The sequence below is a fragment of the Mycetocola sp. Y791 genome (assembly GCF_059445325.1).
This window is the reverse complement of the sequence record NZ_JCAIUC010000004.1, coordinates 54,798-73,021: the sequence shown is the minus strand read 5'-3', so window position 1 is coordinate 73,021 and position 18,224 is coordinate 54,798. Positions and strand designations below refer to the sequence as shown.

Here is an 18,224-nt window from a genome sequence, read left to right as displayed (position 1 = left end):
CCTACGCTGCGCGGTAGGCGGGAACAGGCAGGTCGACGAGGATGCCGGAGACGATGTCCTCGGCCTTCACGCCGGCGAACTCGCTCTCAGCATCGACGATGAGGCGGTGTGCGAGCACAGGCACCGCGAGCGTGTGAACGTCGTCTGGTGTTGCGTACATGCGACCGTGCGCGAGCGCCCAGGTCTTGATCATGCGGGCGAGCGCGAGTCCTCCGCGCATGCTTGAACCGAGTGCCACGTCCTTGTGCGACCGCGTCGCGTGGACGATGTCTGTGACATATTCCATCACCGAACGGTCGACATGCACTTCGGATGCCAGCTGCGCCATCGCGATCAGTGACGGCGCACCGATGATCGGGGCAATCGACGATGAGCGCGATCGGTTGGCAGAGTCGAGCAGGAGGTTCACGGCGGTGTCACGGTCCGGGTAGCCGAGCGAGGTTTTAACGAGGAACCGGTCGAGCTGTGCCTCAGGCAGCTTGTAGGTTCCTGCCTGCTCCACCGGGTTCTGGGTAGCGATCACCATGAAGGGCTTGCCGACGGGGTAGCTCTCACCGTCGACGGTGACAACGCCCTCCTCCATGACCTCGAGCAGTGCCGACTGGGTCTTCGGAGACGCGCGGTTGATCTCGTCGGCGAGGACGACCGAGGCGAAGATCGGGCCCTTGTGGAACTCGAACTTGTTGGATGCCTGGTTGTAGATGGTGACGCCGGTGACGTCCGACGGGAGCAGGTCAGGGGTGAACTGGATACGAGAGTTCGTGCCCTCGAGGGTGTTCGCCAACGCCTTCGCGAGCACAGTCTTTCCCGTGCCGGGGAAGTCCTCGAGCAGCACGTGTCCACCGCTCAGCATCGAGGCGATGACCAGCTTGATCGTCTCCTCCTTGCCGAGAATCGCCTGCCCTACGTTGTCGACGAGGGAGTCAAAGGCGCCCTGGAACCATACGGCCTGTTCTGAAGTGACACTCACTGTTTCTGCTTTCCTGTCTGTGCTCACGGACGGAAGTCCACGTAGCCCGATTCTTTGTCGCCGACCTTGACCTTGGTGTCCTCGAAGCCCGAGTAACACAACTGCGGCGCCTCGTCGAAGCCACCGTTACCGTTCGTGGTCAACTCGTAAGTCCGGAAATAGCTGCCGCCCGCGTAACAGCTCCAGCTGTACGTGGTATTCGGTGCCCAGTTCCTCATGGTGATGTGATAGAAGAACTTGCCACCGCCCGCGGACGGACCCTTCTTGAGCGAGAGGGTGCGCTTGTCCTCCGGCTCCGCTGGTGGTGGTGGCGGGGGCGGTGGTGGCGGATCGGAAACGTGAACAGCACCCGACTTCGCCCATGGGCCACACTCGAACTGACCGCAGGCCTGAACTTCTACCGAGTAGTCACCCGCACCGACGCCAGTGATTGACGCGGACCTCGACGTGGTCGAACCGGCCGCCCCGTTTGAGAATCTCCAGTTGTAGCCCGTGATACTGCCGCCGTCATCGTCCGGCACACCCCAGTTCGCCCTCAGGGAGGTCGTCGCTGGCTCGCCGCTCGGATTGCTGATCGTCACATTGGTCGGAGCCGTCGGTGTGCCGTATGAGGTCGCCGATCGCGTCGGTGATGCCGCACTCTCCCCGACCTTATTGGTCGCGCGCACGCTGAATTCGTATGGCGTCCCGTTCTCACCCGCGAAGCTGAGCCGAGCGCCGGCCTTTCCCGTCTGGACAACGGAGCCGCCGCCGCCGGTGCGCGTGACCGTGTACGACGTGATCTCCGCACCGTTGTTCGAGGGCGATGGCTCAATCGTCACGGTGATTTTCCTGGGGCTCGCCGCGAGCGTCGGCGCGGCCGGCGCATCCGGGGCGCTCGTGACTATGACGTCTGCGCGCCCCTGGGCCTGCCTCGAGGCATCCTTCGTCGCATCCTGGATCGTGTAGATCACGCTGATCTGCTGGCTCTTCTCCGGACCGGGCGTGATGATCAGGTTGGAGCCAGAGATGGTCACTGTCGCGTTGCCTGAATTGAGCTGCGTCGACGTGATGGTGAGCGCCTGGCCCGGGAACGGGTTGTAGTCGTTGGCCAGGACGTTGAGGGTGACGGCCTTGCTGCTGCGTCCGTTCGGTTCGGAGTCGTCGACCGTGGACGGCATGGGTCGACTCGAGGCCACGACCCGGACGTTCATCGAGCCATCGATGACGAACTCGCGGTATTTCACCTGGAACGTCAGGGTGGTGGCCGTTCCAGTGGGCGTGCCGAACGGTGCGGACACGGTGACGGTGGAACCGCTCAGTGACGCCTGGATTCCGCCAGCAGCGCCCCCGAGGCCTGAGTACGTCAGGGCAGCGAGAACCTCAGGATTCTGGTGGAAGCTCGCCGCGCGGAGGTCGAAGGTCTCCGGTTCGCCGTTGGCTTCGATCGTCATGTCTGGCGGGGTGAATGTGGGCGGCTCGTCCTTCATCTCGGGGTCGCCAACGACGATGGGGAGAACCAGCGTCGCGACGCCGGTCGACGAGCCGTCCGTGGCCTCGAATGTGATGTTCGCGGGCCCGCGGTAGTCGAGCGCCGGGGTGAAGGTCAGGGTCTGGTCGTCAACGAAGTTCGGGGCGCCGTTGCTCTTCGCGCTCGAGACCGCTTTCGCTCCCGTGATGCGGATCTTCTTGCCGGTGGGCGACTCAGCGATGTCGCTGAGCTTCCAGGTGCGGGTCGCGTTCTTGTCGACGTACTGGGTCGGGAGATCCTTCATCCGTGGCGGCAGGCCGTCGGAGAACGGAGGCACAACGATGAACGCGGCGGAGCTGAGGGCGTCGACGGTGTTCGTCAGGCGGTAGGTGATCGCCATCCGGTTGTCGACGAGGGTGACGCGAACCATCCCGTCGCCGAGGTTCTCCGCGTTTGCAGCGTTCGGTCCCTCGAGTGACACCTCGAGGTCCTCGGTGCGACCGCCGGAGTTGTTGGCGTTCTTCAGCACATCGATATCGACGGTCTTCTGACCGACGACGTCGGCCGCCTCAACGATGTGGTCGATGAGCGTCGGCGGTTCGATCGTGGCATCCTTCGTCACCCGCACCTGAACGAACGCCGTATCGAACCCTCCGTTGTTGTTGGTGATCTCGTAACGGATGGAGAGCGTCGTCTCCTCCTCCGGTGCCTCGATCTCGACGAACTGCTTCTTCGACACGGTCGCGGTCACGCCCTCGGGGACCTCTTTGAGCTTCTTGACCACTTCGATCTCGTACCCGTTGGGGTCCGAGTCATTGGCGAGCACCGGAACGGTCGCGACCCGGCCCGGCTGCACCTCGATGGTGTCGTCGACGGCGATGGGTGGAGAGTCCTGCACAGGCCGCTGGATGACGCCGATGCGCACGGTCCCGATCGCGGTCGCCCCGTAGGTGTCCTTGAGCGTGTAGGAGAAGACGTCGGTGCCGCTCGAGCCTGGCGCTGCGGTGTAGACGAACGTCGTGCTGGTGGAGTCGGTCACACTTCCGAGCGCTGGCGAACTGGCCAGCCCGTCGAAGACGAGCGAGTCACCATTCGGGTCGAGTCCATCCAGCGGCACGTTGACCTCGACGGACGAGTCGGCAAAGACCCGGGCGGTCAGTGTCTTGGGCGCTGGTGAGTCATTGTCGTCCTTGTTCTCAGCGACGACATTGAAGGTGACCCTCGCGACCGCGTGCTGCTTGAAGGCATCCGTCACCGTGTACACCGCCGAGTACACACCGGGCTCGCGCGGGGCCTGGTAGCGCACGTTGCCGTCGGCGACAAAGGCGAGGCCGGCCGTTGCGGGCTCGACGAGGTCGGGAGCGAGCGTCATCACCGCGTTGTCGGGGTGAACGTCGTTGTCGAGCACGGGAACGCTCGCGATGTCACCGGCGCGGACCGTGACCGTGTCATCGGCGGCGATCGGCGCCTGGTGTTTGGTCAGGGGCGGGACGGGCACGACCGACACCGTCGTTGATGCCTCGTGACTCCCGTCGGACAACGTGTAGCTGAACTGCAGCTGGTCGGTGACGGCGCTCGACGAGGTCACCCGGATCACCGAGGAGTTGAGCACCTCGATGGAGAGCACCCGCGACTCGTCGGGAATATCGAGCGAACGGATGGCGAGGACATTGCCGCTCGGCGATACGTCGTTGGTCAGCACGTTGAGGGACGTGGGCTCATTGGGGCGAAGGTAGCCCGTATCGTGTACCGCGATCGGCTTCTGCACCTCTGTGGGTGCGTCCCGGACATCGACGCGGAGCATACCGATGCTCGTCGCTGCGCCGGCACCAAGCGTGTACTGAACGTAGTAGACACCGGCGTTGCCCGCCGCGAGTTGCATCGAGTTGGAGTCGGGCTTGACGGTGACGGTCAACCCGCCGCTCTGCGCCTCAGCACCGAGGAGAGCGAGCTGGGAGCCGTTCGTCGAGAGGTCGTTGTCGAGCGGGTACGCCTCGACCGGTTCGCCGACGAAGGTCTGCACGTGGTCGGGCGTGCCGATCGGCCCGAGGGTGCCCGCCGGTTTCACGTCGACGGTGAAGGTTCCGGATGCCGTCTCGTAGCCGTCAGAGACGACGTAGACGATGTCTCGCGGGCCCTCCTGCGCTGAGGTGTGGGTGACGGTGACGAAGCCCTCGTGGGAGAACCGAACGAGATCACCGTTGTTGGACACCGCTGACTGGAGGAAGATGTCGTCGCCGTCCGGGTCGCGCCAGTCGATGAGCGGGTTGTAAGAGATGGACTGCCCGACCTCGACGCTTACCGCTCCCTTGCGCTGTTCGACGGGAGGCGAGTTGGTCTCCATCGGCATGATGGTGACACTGACCGTTGCTTCGGCGACGCCGCCGGTGCGGCCGTCAGACACCGAATAGCGGAACGAGATCGTGCCAGCGGACTGCTCGGCGTTGGGGGTGAACTGAAGTGCGCGACCGCCGTCGATGAACTCGACGAGCCCTGACTCCGGTGCGAGCCCCTGGAGATTTGCGCCGATGGTCAGGACATCGCCGTCGGGGTCGGTGTCGTTGTCGAGTACGGGGAGGATCGTGCTCTTGCCAGGACGCGCCCCGAGGACGTCATCCCGCGCGATCGGTGGGCGGTTCTGCTCGGTCCGGTCGGCGAGTGTGTCTTCGAACGACTGGGTGGATGCTTTCTCGTCGCCCTCCTCGCCGTCGTCCTCCTGTGGCGGGGTGACCTCTTCCCAGTTCTTCACGAGCCGCATGTTGGCGTCGACGAGCCAGACATCGCCGGTCTGCAGATTGTTCAAGGCGACGACGTTCTTGTTCACGCGGAACTCGAGGGTCGCGCCCTCGGCGAGCGGCTCGATCGCCTGACGGGAGGGTGAGGCGTCTCCACACACCGCGAGGTACTTGCTCGCGCCTGACCATGCACCGTGCGCGCACCCGTTGAGGTTGACCGGCGAGGAGATCTCATTGGCCTTCTTCACCGGGTTGGTGATCTCGGCCTTGATGGTCTGCGGCTTGTCGTTGTTGAGGCGCACACGGAGCAGGGACGATCCGGTCGCGACGATGACCTCACCGCCGGTCGCGCTCACCTGCTGCAGCTTGACGCCCTTGTCGGGAAGCGAAATGGAGCTGTCGGCATCCGTCAGTATTCGGTTCTTGTCACGATCGAGGATGACGGCCTGCTCACCGGCAGCGGTCAGGAGGTAGTCATCGAGCTTCGGCAGCGCGGTGACCGTCGGCTCTCCCCCGCCCTTGGAGTAGGTGTAGAGCTTCTTCTTCTCGGGCGACACGGCGAAGACCGTGCCATCGCTCGACACGACCGACTTTGCGTTCTTGCCGAGCTTGGCGATCGGCTTGGTGTCGACGGTCGAGAACCGCAGTTCGCCCGCCGTGTTCGTGACCCACAGCTCACCGGACTTCGGGTCGACGATGGAGAGCTTCGTGTCGCCGAGGGACAGCTCGGCCCCCGGCGGCATATCCGCGCGCTGGACGAGGGTGGTGAAGGCGGAGTCAATGCGCTCGACGGTGGAGCCCGAGCGGTCGTGAAGCAGAACGTTCTCGCCGTTCTGGAGCACGTCGATGTCGTTGGAAACAGTGGCGACCGAGGCGTTGAGCTCTTCAATCTGACGGTTGAGCCGACCGGCCATGAGCTCGGTGCCGTTGGTCACCCAGACATCCCGTGCACTCAGATCGACGTCGGTGACCGGGAATCCCTCGTGCAGGACGGCGACGGTGACGGGGACGGCAACAAGGATGGAGAGTGCGACGACGGAGGCCGTGACCTTCCGCCCCTTGAGCCACTTCAACAAGCTCTCGTCCCCCCAGATTTGACACAGTCGAGCGGCTCCTCGCCGACGCGAAGAAATCGTCGTGCTGAGAAAACTCACGCAACGCTAACACGCAGCGTGAGCGCTCCGATCATGCTTTCGCATGAACGCGGGGCAGCTACGCCCGAGTGAGCGCGCGGGGACTGTCCCCGTCGGGCTCGAGAGGGTCATCGCCCCCCAGTTTTGGGGTAGCACTGGTTCCGCTCGCTTCGGCAAGAACTGCGGCGCGTTCGAGTTTTTCCCTGTCGAGGAGCACGAGGTCACTCGCGTCGACGAGCCGCGACGACACGGCGTACTCGACGAGGCGGGCACGACGCCCGGTGGCGAGCTTGCCCCGACCACCGCGGAGTCCCCTCACGCCGATGCGGTCGAGCTTGTCGCAGACGTTGTCGAGTTTTCGGTTGAATGCCGTCTGGGTCCAGCCGAGTCGGGCGGCGGCGTCGACGGATGCCGGGATCTCACCGCGGCCGGGGAAGTCCTGTCGCAAGACATTTTCGGCCAGCGCGACGATCAGAAGGCGCTGGCTGCTGGTCAGGTGCACCGGCCCGACCGTCGTTGTGCCCGCCGCCATGGCGGTCATCGCTGACGTGCCGAAGTACTCGACCTCGGAGTAAACGGTGAACTCGTATGTCGTCGATCCGGCGCTGAACATCACTGTCAGCTCGGGGAAGACGATCGGCAGCCTCGCGCCGGGGGCGAGCCAGGCCTGCACCTGACCCGTCGTGTCCGTGACCGTCGCGGAGAGCAGGTTGCCGACGTTGGCCAGCCACCACAGTCCGTTCTCATCGCTGATCGACAGGAACCTGCGGTGCAGGAACGGGTTCTCGTCGATGATCAGGTCGGACTCCCTCCCGACGAAGAACGGTTGTCCGGGGGTGATGTCGTACCACTCGCCGCAGAACTCGATACGTGGAGCTTTCACTGTGTGCACATCTCCAATGGGTCGCCGGACACTTTTCCGGAGCTTCGCCTGGTGACGATCTCGATGCAGACCTGGCTTCCCGGGGTGATCGAGTCGATGGTCACTGTCGGCTCCTTCGCCGTTTTGGGTTGCTCGTCCGCTGCGCCACCGATCCGGCGCCAGATGAAGGTGTCACCGTCTTCCGGTTCGGGGTTCGACCAGGCGAAGGTCACCGAACTGCCGTCACCGACCGGCGACACCGAGACGGGTTGCGGCTGGGGAACCCCCGCCGTGACGATGTCGGATGTCGCCGTCGGGGTGGGGGCGGCATTGGGGTTCTCAGCGCCAGGGCCGAACACCACGGCCGCGAGAATGCCACCGGCGACGACGACGAGCGCGCCGGCGCCGGCGAGGATCGGAAGGAGGCGACGTGGTTTCGGTGCGGGCGCCGGCGCCTCTTCGACTGTTGGCGTGACGCGCTCACGGACGACCGTGTGCTCGGGTGCTGCGTCGCCCGCAGCCGGAGCAGCTGCGCCCGGCGCGTGGGGCTGGACCGACGGCATCCGCCTGATGACCGTGGGATCTGCACCGGTCGGAACCGGCGACGACACGGGCGGGCGGGCGGGCGGCGATACCGACGGGCGGGCCGGTGCCACCGGCTGCGCGTGCACTGTCGCGACGCCGCGGATCCTCGTCTTGTCTTCGGAGTCCTCGGGCCGGTCGCCGGGACGGTCGAGAATCGTGAGGTTGGGGACATCGATGGCGGTCGGCGCGTACGAGAGTTCCATCTCGACGCGCTGCAGCGCCCGTGCGAAGTCGACGGCGGTGGAGAAACGGTCGTCGGCCTGGACCGACATCCCCTTCGCGAGGATGGAGGTCAGGGAGCGCGGGATGTCGTCACGGTCCATCGGTGTGACGGTGCCGCGTTCGATCCGGCCGATGAGATCGACGGTGCCGTTCGGCCGCCCTGGCACTTCGAACGGCGTGTGGCCGGCGAGCAGGGTGTACAGCGTTGCGGCGAGCGAGAACACGTCGCTGCGCACGTCCGGCTGCGGGTTGTCATCGAACATCTCTGGCGGTGACCACGGGATCGACATGCCGATGGAACCGGCGGCCGTCGCTCCGGGCTCGGCGTTCATCGCTGCCCGTGTCGTCGAATTGACGGGCAGTTCGGTGTCGACGGCGCTCGAAATGCCGAAGTCGGTGAGGGCCGGCCAGCCGTAGTTGTTGGTCAGCACGTTCGCTGGTTTGATGTCCCGGTGGAGGATGCCGGCGGCGTGCGCCGTCGCGACGGCACTCGACAGTCGAACTCCGGTGCGCAACGCATCGGCGACGCTGAACCGTGCCCGCTTGTACTGCTCCGCGAGGCTCGGTCCTGAGCAGTACTCCATGACGAAGTACGGGCGTCCGTCCGGCGCAAGCGCCGCGTGGTAGATCGTGACGATGTACGGGTGCGCCGAGAGCTGGGCCATGAGGTTCGCTTCGGCGATGAAAGCGGCCCGAAGCGCGTCGGTGAGTTCGTCGGACGCGAGCACCTTGACGGCCACCTGGCGCTTGGGAAGTTCCTGCTCGTAGAGGTAGACGTCGCTGAATCCGCCGGCGCCGAGCGGCCGGACATATCGGAGGCCGGGCAGTTCCGGAGGAGTGGCGACCTGGCGAGGGGCCACCCTATGCCTCCGAGATGCGCAGCACGATGTCGCTGCCGAGGTCGATGACCGTCCCCATGATGACCGGGGTCGGCTCTCCCCCGCGAAGCAACTGCGGCGGCTTGCCAGGGGCGATGACGTGGGTGCCGTTGCTCGAGTGCAGGTCGGTCACCACGACGGTTCCACCCTCGACGGCAACGCGGAGGTGGCTGCGCGAGATGTCGTCGCCGGTGAGGGTGACGAGGTGCGGGAGAACGGATGCCGGCACGTTCGAAACGCTCGGCGCCCGGCCCAGAATCACGGGTGCCGTCAGCGGCTGCCTTCCGCCGCCGGGCAGTTCGAGGACGTACGCGTGTGTCGGTTGTGGCGGCTGCGGAGAGCTGGCCGAGACCGGTGTCCCCTGCGGTGCCCCCTGAGCCTGCGTGCGCTTGCGAGCCTCGAGGATGTCCGCGGCCAGCATGGTGTTGCCGTCGTGGTCGCCGAGTGTCGTGGAGGAAGCTGCCGCCGGGAAAGCCGATCCCCGGGATGCCGATGCCGGGGATGCCGATGCCGCTGCGGGCTGTTGCTCGGCGGGTGCTGCGGCGGGACGGTCGGGACCCTCGTCCTCATCGCCGGGCTGCTCGACCGCAGCGGAACCGACAGTGCGGAAGACAGTTGCCCCGAAGAGGTAGTCGTAGCCGTCAGGTTCGTCCTGGCTTGCCGGGGCGGCGGGGGCCTCAGTGTCGGGCTTCACCCCGGTCGTGGTGTGGAACACGCGCGTCTCTTCCGTGCTCTCGGGGAGTGACCGCGATTCGGGTTCTGGTGTGCGTTCCGGTTCGCGTGCTGGTTGTGCGTGCTGGGGGGTCCGTGACGGCGTGGCGGTCGCAACATCCGTTTTCTGCTCATCACCGAGTTCGCTCGCGTCGCTGTCGAGCCGAATCGACGACACCCACGCCGCACCCTGCGTCAGTGGGAGCAGTGGCGCGTCGGACGAGCCGGCACCGGTGTCGACGGTGAAGGTGACGGCGTTCTCCACGACCTGCTCGGTCCACGTGGTGACTCCACGTGACGAGACGACGACCGTGCCGTCGTCGGTGACGACGCTGACCGTCGCTCCCCCGCGCACGATGACGCCGAGACCTTTGCTGCGCATTGCGCCGTCTACCCAGAACACGAGGGCGAACGGACCGACGTTGGACAGTCCCTTGGCGGTGAGCATTTCCAGGACGTTCTGGACGGATGCAGCGGGGTCGATCGCCGACGCGACCTCGGCGATCCGCTCTGCATCCTGGGCGACCTGGGCCACGAGGACGCGCCCGGTCGTCGCGACGGCGAGCCAGTCGTGCTCCGGCGCGTCGGCGTAGAGATACCCTGTCATGTCACCCTCAGATCCTCGGCAGGGTCTGCTCGAGGAATCCGAGCGACCGATTTTCATGATAGCCCGGGCGCGGTGGCGTCGTGTCGACGCTGCGCGAGTCGACGATCAGGATTGTCACGTTGTCGTGTGCACCGGCGTCGAGGGCAAGTTGGAGCAGGCGGTCAGCGGGATCGTCGACACCGGAACGCAGCACAGCTTCGATCTGCTCGGTGGACACCTCGCGAGTGAGGCCGTCAGAGCAGATCAGGAACGTCTGGTGGTCGGATGCCGGGAGCAGCCAGACATCGGGGTCGGCATCCGTTTCGACGCCGACAGCTCGGGTGACGACATTGCGTTCGGGGTGAGTCAGCGCCTCAACCGGTGTGATGTCTCCCGCGTCGATGAGTTCCTGGATCGCTGAATGATCGACGGTGACCTGGCGCAGCTGGTGGTCGTCCCACAGGTACACCCGGGAGTCGCCGATGTTGAACGCCATCCAGTGGCAGTCCGCCTGGCTCGAGAGCGACACGAGCGCGAGTCCCGCCACGGTGGTTCCCGCGATTCCCGAACTCTCGGCCCACGATGAAATGAGGGAATTTGCGGCGGTGATCGCCGTGAAGACGGCCTCGGGCGATGTCGGTTCCCCGCGGCGGATGCTGTGCGACAGCTGGTGCACCATCGCCTGGCTCGCAAGATCCCCGCGGGTGTGTCCCCCCATCCCGTCGGCGACGGCGAAGATCGGCGCTTCCGCGATCAGGCTGTCTTCGTTGTGCTCCCGGACGTGTCCGGTTTCACTCCGGCCGGTGACGGTCACCGTCACAATCGAGCGCGGAGTGGTGATGGTTTCAACGTGGGCAGACATATTCATGCAATTCTATGGACTGGACAGGGCCTGATCGATGGGGAGTTGTCCCCGTCTGTCACCAGCGGAACGGCGCCGCTGCGGCAGCCGAAAGGCATCATCCACCCGACCCGGTGAGGGAGGCCGGCGCCGACGGAACAGGCCCAGGCCACTTACCGTATACGGACGCAACGTCCTCGATCTGGATGTGCACGCTCGTGTCGTACGTGTTGTCCGGGTCGACGAACCCGGTAAGCCCGACGTCCTTTGCGAGAGCTTCGAGGTCCAGGTCCTGCCCCTCGATGCTCAGCTCGACCCGAAGCGTGGTTGTGGGTTTCCTTTCCGTCGCAGACCAGGCCTGCCTGACCACGTGATCGAAAAGCTCTGAGGGGCTGGCGGGGTAACCGGTTTCTGCCGACACCCTCGCTAGCAGCAGCACCTGGTTCGGGGTACCGTCGGTCGATGTGGCGATCTCGGCCGACGTGATTCCCGGCAGCTCAGACACGGCCTGGGTGGCATCACTGGCGGATCGCCCGGGACGCGACGGATCGGATGCCTGTGCCCCACCGTCCCCCAACGAGCATGCGCTGAGCAGGCCAGCAACGCTCAATGCTGTGATGCCCTTGAGGACGCTGCGGGCCGGACGAGATCGAGGGGTCATGGACGTTGCGCTCCGTAATCGGTGACAGTGCCGTCAGGGTTCAGGAACTGCGACGCGGAGTCGACGAAGTGGTCGTAGCTGGGATCGCCCTGTTCGCCGGCGGCGGCGGCTGTCTCAGCGTAGCGAGCGGCGTTGTGTGCGGCAGCGATTCCGGGATCAGCGTCCTCGCCGTTCAGCCGTGGCGCATCGGTTTGTACGGTTGTCCAGTTTGAGCCAACGGGGTTGCCGCGCCCGTCGAGCCGCGCAACGGGGTCTTCGGAATGCTCGAGCGACAGCACCTGGATGTCGGAATCAATCGGGAACCGGGCGATCGGAGACCCCGCGGTCACCACGTGGGTCACGTTGTACCCGAGGGAGTCGTCTGCCGCCATCATTCCCGCCGTGATGCCGCCGAGGCTGAATCCTTCGAGCATTACCGGGTCGTTCGGGGCGATCCCCGCTTCGGCCATGGCGTTCTTCACGGCTTCGGCGAGCGCCGTCGGGTTGCCCGCCATCGCGTGCAGATCGCTCGTCACATCATTGGGAGTAGACCCGGCTTCTGGCGACCAGGCCTGGGTGCTCGGAATTTGCACGATCCAGTGCGGAGGTTCGCCGCCCGCGTCCACAATGCGGATTCGCGCGTAGGTGTCGCCGCCATCCCGTGTATCGATGTCGTCGGACGAGTGCATGAGATCCTGGATGCTCGTGGGAGCGGTGGCCGAGCCCGGGGTTCCCGGGTCGAACATGGTCACTGTGCCGTCGTCGAACTGTCCGAACTTCTGCCCGCCGCCGAGGATGGCGCGAACGGCTTCCTCGTACGATTGAGGCGGCCACGGACCTCCGGTGAGCGACGACAGCAGGCGATTCGCCCGAGCCGGACCCATCGTGGCCGCGAGAGGGAACGTGAGTCCGATCAGTAGTCCTGGCGCGCCGTTTGCGATCACATCGACGAACCAGCTCTGATCTCCCGCGAGCTCGTTGAGGTCCTGCAGTGCGTCGGTCATGGTGTCGGCGAAATCGGCCGCGACGTCGTCACCGGAGAAATTCGCTGCACTCTGCAGGGCCAGCGCGCGCAGAAGCGCTGACGGGTCAGCCGCAAGCCAGGGGTTCTTCCGAAGAAGTGCAGCCGTACCCGCAAGCCCCGCGACGAGGGCACTGGCTGATTCGTCGAGGAACGCGTCAACGCCTGCCGCCCCGGCGAAGATCACGGCTCCGGCCGCGGTGATGATCACGAGCGGAACGGCGAACACCCCGGCGGTGAAGGTCGCGGCGTTCGCGAGATCCTCGGCGAGCGCTGCCAGTGTGGAGTCGACGAGTTCGTAGGCGATCACAGCACCATCGAGGAAGATTCCGATAACGGTGATCTCTGTCGCGAGAAGAGCGATTCCTCCCGTGACGACTCCCACCTTCGTGACGACCGTCGCCGCTGTGATCGGTGAAAGGATCACTGACTCCAGGTAGTCACCGTCGAGCAGAACCCGGCCTGAATCGATGCCCTGATCGACCAGGAGGCCGCCAAGCTGCCGGAGCTTCGCGGCTTGCGTCCGCATATCTTCGAGGTTGGCGCCGACACCGCCGACACCGCCGGAGACCGTGATGTCGCCCATCTCAGTACCCCAACCGCGTCAGGAGTGTCGCGGTCACGTCGGCGGTGATCGCCGTTCGCGACACCGGTCGACAGCTCACCCGCCCGTTCTCGGTGAGCACCTGGGCGGTTGCTTCCTCGCTGCCGGTATCGATACCGAGCCGGATCCAGCCGGAGTCGGAGTGGAACCAGGCGGGCGCCCACGATTCCCCGGTGTGGGTGTCGTGCATTCTCAGCAGGAGGCCACCGGTGATGGTGGCAGCCATCGCCGCGAATCCCGTGTTGTGTTCATCCAGTCCGACCCGGCGAAAAGCTTCGTCGATGACGGCGGTGTCACCGGTCCGGATCGCGAGCACAAGGGCGGACGCGTCCGAGAGCGATACCGAGCTCACTGGCGCTGACCCGGTTGAGGATCGATCATCGGCGAGATCGAGCGACCGAAGAGCCTCGTCGATGAGGTCGACTGTTCCGCAGGCGGTGATCTCGACGGAATTCTCGTCACGCACCCGGTTCGCGGCATCCGTTGTCTCGTCCTGGTCCTGAACCCGCTGGGTTCGCGCGAGGCCGAGGCAGAAGGTACCCGCGACCGACAGCGACTGCAGAACACTTCGGGATGGGCCCCACGCGGCGATGTCGATCACGGTTGACGCAACCTGCGGGAGGGAGAGCACTGCTCCGAGGGCGGGGTGCAGGAATTCGGTGAGGTCGGTGTCCTTCACGTCCGCCTGAGGCGCGACGAGCTTTCGTTGCTGTAGTGCGTGAAGCGCTGCCGCTTCACGGCTCTCTTGTTCAGCCGGCGACACAGTCTCGTCCCATTCCGACAGGAACTCGACCGGTACCTGAACCGCATCGAGGCGGGAGGTGAGCAGGTGCCATTCATCGGCGGAGAGGAGGATGCGGGTGCGTCGCGCCTCGGTTGCAGGTGCGCTCATTCTGCCCATCCGTTTCGTCTGGTGAGGGCGGCGGCGTCGAGCCACTCGACCGAACCGGGTTCCGGTAGCCGCGGAACACCGCTGACGAGGTCCCTGGCTTTGCCGACCAGAGCGTCCGGCACCTCGCGGCCGAAGAATTCGAACACTTTGCCCGCTCCGTCCTTGAGCGTCTCCACGGCGTTGCTCACGAGGTTGCTCGCGTCGTTCCAGCGGTCGGTGAGCCAATCGGCGGCTTCGCTGATGGACTTCTTGATCGCGTCAACGGATGCTGCATGGTCCTCGAGCGCCTGGGCTGCAGCGTCCGCGTCATCGGCGAGGGTGCCCAGCTTCACGGCTTTCTGTCGAGCCTCTTCGGCGTACTTCGCGGCGGCCGTGGACACCCAGTCGGCGTCGGCGGCACTGAGCATCATCGTCGCCTGGTCCCTCAGGCTGGTGGCGACACCGCGCAGGTCACTGGCGCGGTGTCGAATCTGCTCAGTGTTGCCGTACACGGTGGCGCCGGAGGTCACGCGGGGAGTTGGTCACGTGACTCACCCTAGGAGCGCCAGTGAAGGCAGGCAATGGGCAGCGCTCCCCATGGGCGGGACCGGGCGGTATATCGCCTAGGTGTAGGACTCGACCCGTTCCACGGGCAAGCCCGATCGCCATGAGTTGAGCGCGAGTATGACGGCAGCGATAAGCAATACAACGCCGACGGCGGCGAACGAGAGCCCGTATACCGCGCTGTCGAGGTGGATACCGAGCGGCGCGAGGCCGAGTGCACCGCCGGCCACAGCGGCGACCATCAGCTCACCGCGCCAGATGTGGGAGAGCCGGCGCCAGGCGACCTGCGACGGCGATCCATCGACGATCGACGTGCGTCCACGCTCCAGGCTGCGGTTGTACGTGAGCTTCTTCAGGAGCGAGACACCGACGATGGCGGCCACTGCTCCCGAAACCACCGCATAGACGACAACGGTGAACCAGAATTGTTCCGCGGCAGAGGAGCCGGGCGACGGGGAGACAGCCCCGGATGCCTCCAGAGTGACTGGCGCGGGAACCACGAGCACCCACACAAAGACTGCCAGCAGAAACAGAACGAGATGCAGCGCGGGGGTTATTGGCTGGAGGTCGACGCGGAATGACCCCGCACTCATGGCGGTCGGGGTGTCTCCGGTGCCCCAACGCCCGCGGGTAGCGAATTGGCCGAAGAAGAACCCAATCATCGACAGCATCGCCATCAGAAACGGAAACGATATAGTCGTCGTTCCCGCGCGGTCATCTTCGAACACCGACCCAATGGAGACGTTCTGGTTGGTGAACCACAGAATGGCGGCGACGGAGGCGAGCGCGACGAGAAGGGCGAGTGCCCCGATCGCATTTCCGATTATCGCAACACCACGACGGAGCTTCGCAGCCCGCTCATCGAGATCGGCGCGGGGAGGGCGTGTCGTCGTCGACGAATCCTGGTCAACCACGAATAGCCTCCTCCTCGATCGCGTCCTTCCGGTTGAGCCATCCAACCGACCCAATGATGGTGTCAAAGAGTTCCAGCCATAGCGGTGGCGTGTGAGCCATCGGCGCTTTGACGTACACGCGAACGATGCGGCTGCCGTCACCAACGGGGAGCCAGTAGTTGATCTTGAGGTCCTGCGATGACTCCGTCTCGTACGTCGTCGTGACCAACTCGTGCCGACGGACTATCGGCCTCTCGGTTCCTTCTTCCAGGAGGACCGAACCGGGGTAGGCGGCGAGAAGACGCTGCTCGGCAGATGCTTCGGCCTCGTTGGGCGACGCAGGCCAGTCGAGCGGCAGGATCAGAAGCGAGGCCGGAAATGGGATACCGGGCAGGATCTCGAGCGAAATTGCCAGCCCGACTGCGCCCAGGTCAATCGCCTCGCGCACAGACTCGTTGATGCCCTCACGGAGTTCACGTCGAAGTCCTGCCAGCCTGTCGTTTCGCCCCAGCTGCTTCTTGATCAGCGCTGATGCACGACGCTCCGCAGTCTCGGCGGACGAAAGCGGAATTACGGCCCAGGAACCGGGAAAGACCATCGAGAGGTCAGCTGCAGTGAGCGTCACCTGGCGCGTCATGACGCCAACTCAAGCGTCATGCCCTCGACGACCGCACTGGTTTCGGTCGCCATATCCCTGAACGCGCCGAGGCGCGCAGTGCGAAAGGTGACCCGCGCCATTTGTGAAGCGCCCGGCGGGAAAATGGCGAAGACCGAGCGCTCCTCGAGGCTGCTCTCCATATCCGGTTCGGGCGTCACGAGGGCGAGATGTGAGTAGCCGATAAGTTCTCCGCTCTGGTGTGCCGAACGCCAGGACGACAGGTTTGAGATGTCGAGGTGTGGGCTCCGGAAATCCCGGTGCGACTCGACGAATTTCAGATAGCTCTCCGGTGAGTCCTCAGTGCCAAGTCCACAGATGTCGACGGTCATGGCGGCGGCGATCACACCGTTATTCGGCTGGGGCAGGAAAAGCGCAGCCAGATCAACAGCGTCATCGACGAAGACATCCCGAATCGACTGCATCGCGCGGACCATCGCTGCCCGATCGGCGGTCGCCGTGAAATTGAGCGAGAGGCGGTCAATCCACCCTGTGGATTGCTCGGCACCGAGATCAACCTCAAACCAGTCAGTGGGAAGGTTCAGTGACACCCGTGAGATGTCCGACGTGTAAGCCATAGAGGTCTAACCTATCGACTCAGTTGGCGTTGACGGTTCCGTCAACCGTGTCGCCGATTCGGCCAGCCACCGGTTCGGTGACCTTCGCTATCAGCGATTCGGGGGTAAACGGTATTTCGCCGATCGTCGGGGCGGCGATGGTCTCGAACGCTTCGCCGAAGACCTTCGAGCCCTCATAAATGAGCTCAACCTTGAGGCTCAACGGCAAATCCTCGAACGAAATGGAATTGCTTGTCGAGTCCGCAAGCAACTTGAGATAGTCGGGTAGCTCGCCGCGGGACATAGCGGCGGGCAGGAGACCCTCGTTGCCCCGAATAAGCGACCTGATGAAGTCAGAAGCTTCGCCCGGTTTGGTGAGCGCGTCGCGCAGATCCGTGAACGGGCTCACGAATGTCCCTTTGAGCTCCTCGGTAATGTCGTTCAGTTTCGGCTTGAAAGCGTCCTTGAAGTCCTTGACGGCCTGGTCTTTGTCGCCCTGGGCCTTGTTTTGGGCCTGTCGGGCGGATCGTGACCTTGTATTGGCATCGGCTTTTCGAGTCGCTCGTGCCAGTTTGTTTCCGGCCTGCAGCGACTTCAACCCCTTGATCCCCACCATGATCGCCTTGCCACCGATAATGCTGAGAATCACTCCGACGGCCGCGGCAACTACCTCACCGAGTGTCATCTCTCCCTTGGCGAATTTGATGAGCGAGTCGATGAGTTTGATGATGCTGATGATGGCCGCAACTGCCAGAAGAATCTGGCCAAGGACCGGGACCCACGACAACAGCAAGGCGGCAATAGCGACCCAGTCACCGATCTTCTCGCACCAGTCGACGAGCTTGTCCCACCAGCTGTCGCGGATACCATCGTTTGCGATGACATTCTGGATGGCGTCGGCCGCGGTATTACCCGCCTTTTCCTTGTCGGCAACCGCCTGGTTGTACTTGGTCTGCGCCGAGCTCATCGCTGACGCAAAGCCTGACGCTTCATTCCCCCACGTTGAGGCTGACTTAGCGTCTGCGGCCTGCTCGGCCCCCGGCACCAGCGCCTTGTCATTGAATTCATCGGCTTTCGCCTGGGCTGTGGCATGACTGCCCTGAGCACTTTCGTACTCGTCGCGCGCTTCCTTGGCCTTGGTCTGTGCATCTTCGAGAGCGTCGGCGTAGGTCAGGAGCGCCTGAGCAGTCGTCCGGTAGCGGCTTTCAGCCTGGCCAATGTCCTCGCCGCCCTTTTTTGCTTTGCCTCGCACCTCATTCACGGCAGCTGAAATCATGCTGTCACTGCCCTCACCCACCGCTTTGAGGGCGCTGGCTGCACTTTGAATTGCGTTCGCAAGATTGAGGTACCGGGTCGCGTAGGTCTTCAGCGACGCGGGCTCTCCGGACAGGTCAGAGAAGTCAGACATGATGTTGGTGCCTATCTGTCGGCGGGACGGATGCGGTG

At 64.7% G+C, this 18,224-nt stretch carries 14 protein-coding genes; all 14 read right to left on the bottom strand.

Translation table 11 applies throughout. The features are described 5' to 3' along the window. Position 1 precedes the first annotated feature (1 nt). The 14 genes from AC1C2N_RS13365 to AC1C2N_RS13300 all read right to left on the bottom strand — a co-directional run bounded on the left by AC1C2N_RS13365 (position 2) and on the right by AC1C2N_RS13300 (position 18,186). Positions 2 to 970 carry an AAA family ATPase gene (locus AC1C2N_RS13365; RefSeq protein ID WP_483404893.1) on the bottom strand — a complete coding sequence of 323 codons (969 nt, stop codon included), beginning with the start codon at positions 968 to 970 and terminating at the stop codon, positions 2 to 4. Positions 971 to 993: 23 nt separating this feature from the next. Further along, positions 994 to 6,228, bottom strand: coding sequence for an Ig-like domain-containing protein (locus AC1C2N_RS13360; RefSeq protein ID WP_495434267.1), 5,235 nt, complete (start codon positions 6,226 to 6,228; stop codon positions 994 to 996). Positions 6,229 to 6,367: 139 nt separating this feature from the next. Next, positions 6,368 to 7,180, bottom strand: a complete 813-nt coding sequence (locus tag AC1C2N_RS13355) for a hypothetical protein (protein ID WP_483404895.1) — start codon at positions 7,178 to 7,180, stop codon at positions 6,368 to 6,370. Beyond that, positions 7,168 to 8,817, bottom strand: coding sequence for a protein kinase domain-containing protein (locus tag AC1C2N_RS13350; RefSeq protein WP_495434266.1), 1,650 nt, complete (start codon positions 8,815 to 8,817; stop codon positions 7,168 to 7,170). The genes AC1C2N_RS13355 and AC1C2N_RS13350 overlap by 13 nt, the downstream gene beginning before the upstream one ends. A gap of 1 nt (position 8,818) precedes the next feature. Continuing rightward, complete coding sequence (locus tag AC1C2N_RS13345) at positions 8,819 to 10,153, bottom strand: FHA domain-containing protein (protein WP_495434265.1); 1,335 nt, start codon at positions 10,151 to 10,153, stop codon at positions 8,819 to 8,821. A 7-nt stretch (positions 10,154 to 10,160) separates the two neighbouring features. Beyond that, positions 10,161 to 10,994, bottom strand: a complete 834-nt coding sequence (locus AC1C2N_RS13340) for a PP2C family protein-serine/threonine phosphatase (RefSeq protein ID WP_495434264.1) — start codon at positions 10,992 to 10,994, stop codon at positions 10,161 to 10,163. A gap of 97 nt (positions 10,995 to 11,091) precedes the next feature. After that, positions 11,092 to 11,634 (bottom strand): hypothetical protein, encoded by a 543-nt coding sequence (locus AC1C2N_RS13335; protein ID WP_495434263.1) that lies wholly within the window; start codon positions 11,632 to 11,634, stop codon positions 11,092 to 11,094. After that, positions 11,631 to 13,220: a hypothetical protein gene (locus AC1C2N_RS13330; protein WP_495434262.1), complete on the bottom strand. Its 1,590-nt coding sequence runs from the start codon at positions 13,218 to 13,220 to the stop codon at positions 11,631 to 11,633. Before AC1C2N_RS13330 ends, AC1C2N_RS13335 begins: the two co-directional genes overlap by 4 nt. A 1-nt stretch (position 13,221) precedes the next feature. After that, on the bottom strand, positions 13,222 to 14,130 hold the full coding sequence (locus tag AC1C2N_RS13325; RefSeq protein ID WP_495434261.1) for a hypothetical protein: 909 nt from the start codon (positions 14,128 to 14,130) through the stop codon (positions 13,222 to 13,224). Next, positions 14,127 to 14,639 carry a hypothetical protein gene (locus tag AC1C2N_RS13320; RefSeq protein ID WP_495434260.1) on the bottom strand — a complete coding sequence of 171 codons (513 nt, stop codon included), beginning with the start codon at positions 14,637 to 14,639 and terminating at the stop codon, positions 14,127 to 14,129. Before AC1C2N_RS13320 ends, AC1C2N_RS13325 begins: the two co-directional genes overlap by 4 nt. Before the next feature lie 93 nt (positions 14,640 to 14,732). Continuing rightward, positions 14,733 to 15,587, bottom strand: coding sequence for a hypothetical protein (locus AC1C2N_RS13315; RefSeq protein WP_495434259.1), 855 nt, complete (start codon positions 15,585 to 15,587; stop codon positions 14,733 to 14,735). Then, positions 15,580 to 16,203, bottom strand: coding sequence for a hypothetical protein (locus AC1C2N_RS13310; protein ID WP_483404904.1), 624 nt, complete (start codon positions 16,201 to 16,203; stop codon positions 15,580 to 15,582). Before AC1C2N_RS13310 ends, AC1C2N_RS13315 begins: the two co-directional genes overlap by 8 nt. After that, positions 16,200 to 16,799: a hypothetical protein gene (locus AC1C2N_RS13305; protein ID WP_495434258.1), complete on the bottom strand. Its 600-nt coding sequence runs from the start codon at positions 16,797 to 16,799 to the stop codon at positions 16,200 to 16,202. Before AC1C2N_RS13305 ends, AC1C2N_RS13310 begins: the two co-directional genes overlap by 4 nt. 19 nt (positions 16,800 to 16,818) lie before the next feature. Continuing rightward, on the bottom strand, positions 16,819 to 18,186 hold the full coding sequence (locus tag AC1C2N_RS13300) for a putative T7SS-secreted protein (protein ID WP_483404906.1): 1,368 nt from the start codon (positions 18,184 to 18,186) through the stop codon (positions 16,819 to 16,821). Positions 18,187 to 18,224 lie beyond the last annotated feature (38 nt).

Bases quoted from the DNA above. Each gene is read 5' to 3' on its own strand.
- AC1C2N_RS13345 (WP_495434265.1), bottom strand. From the start codon at position 10,153: ATGACAGGGTATCTCTACGCCGACGCGCCGGAGCACGACTGGCTCGCC.
- AC1C2N_RS13340 (WP_495434264.1), bottom strand. From the start codon at position 10,994: ATGTCTGCCCACGTTGAAACCATCACCACTCCGCGCTCGATTGTGACG.
- AC1C2N_RS13335 (WP_495434263.1), bottom strand. From the start codon at position 11,634: ATGACCCCTCGATCTCGTCCGGCCCGCAGCGTCCTCAAGGGCATCACA.
- AC1C2N_RS13330 (WP_495434262.1), bottom strand. From the start codon at position 13,220: ATGGGCGACATCACGGTCTCCGGCGGTGTCGGCGGTGTCGGCGCCAAC.
- AC1C2N_RS13325 (WP_495434261.1), bottom strand. From the start codon at position 14,130: ATGAGCGCACCTGCAACCGAGGCGCGACGCACCCGCATCCTCCTCTCC.
- AC1C2N_RS13310 (WP_483404904.1), bottom strand. From the start codon at position 16,203: ATGACGCGCCAGGTGACGCTCACTGCAGCTGACCTCTCGATGGTCTTT.
- AC1C2N_RS13305 (WP_495434258.1), bottom strand. From the start codon at position 16,799: ATGGCTTACACGTCGGACATCTCACGGGTGTCACTGAACCTTCCCACT.
- AC1C2N_RS13300 (WP_483404906.1), bottom strand. From the start codon at position 18,186: ATGTCTGACTTCTCTGACCTGTCCGGAGAGCCCGCGTCGCTGAAGACC.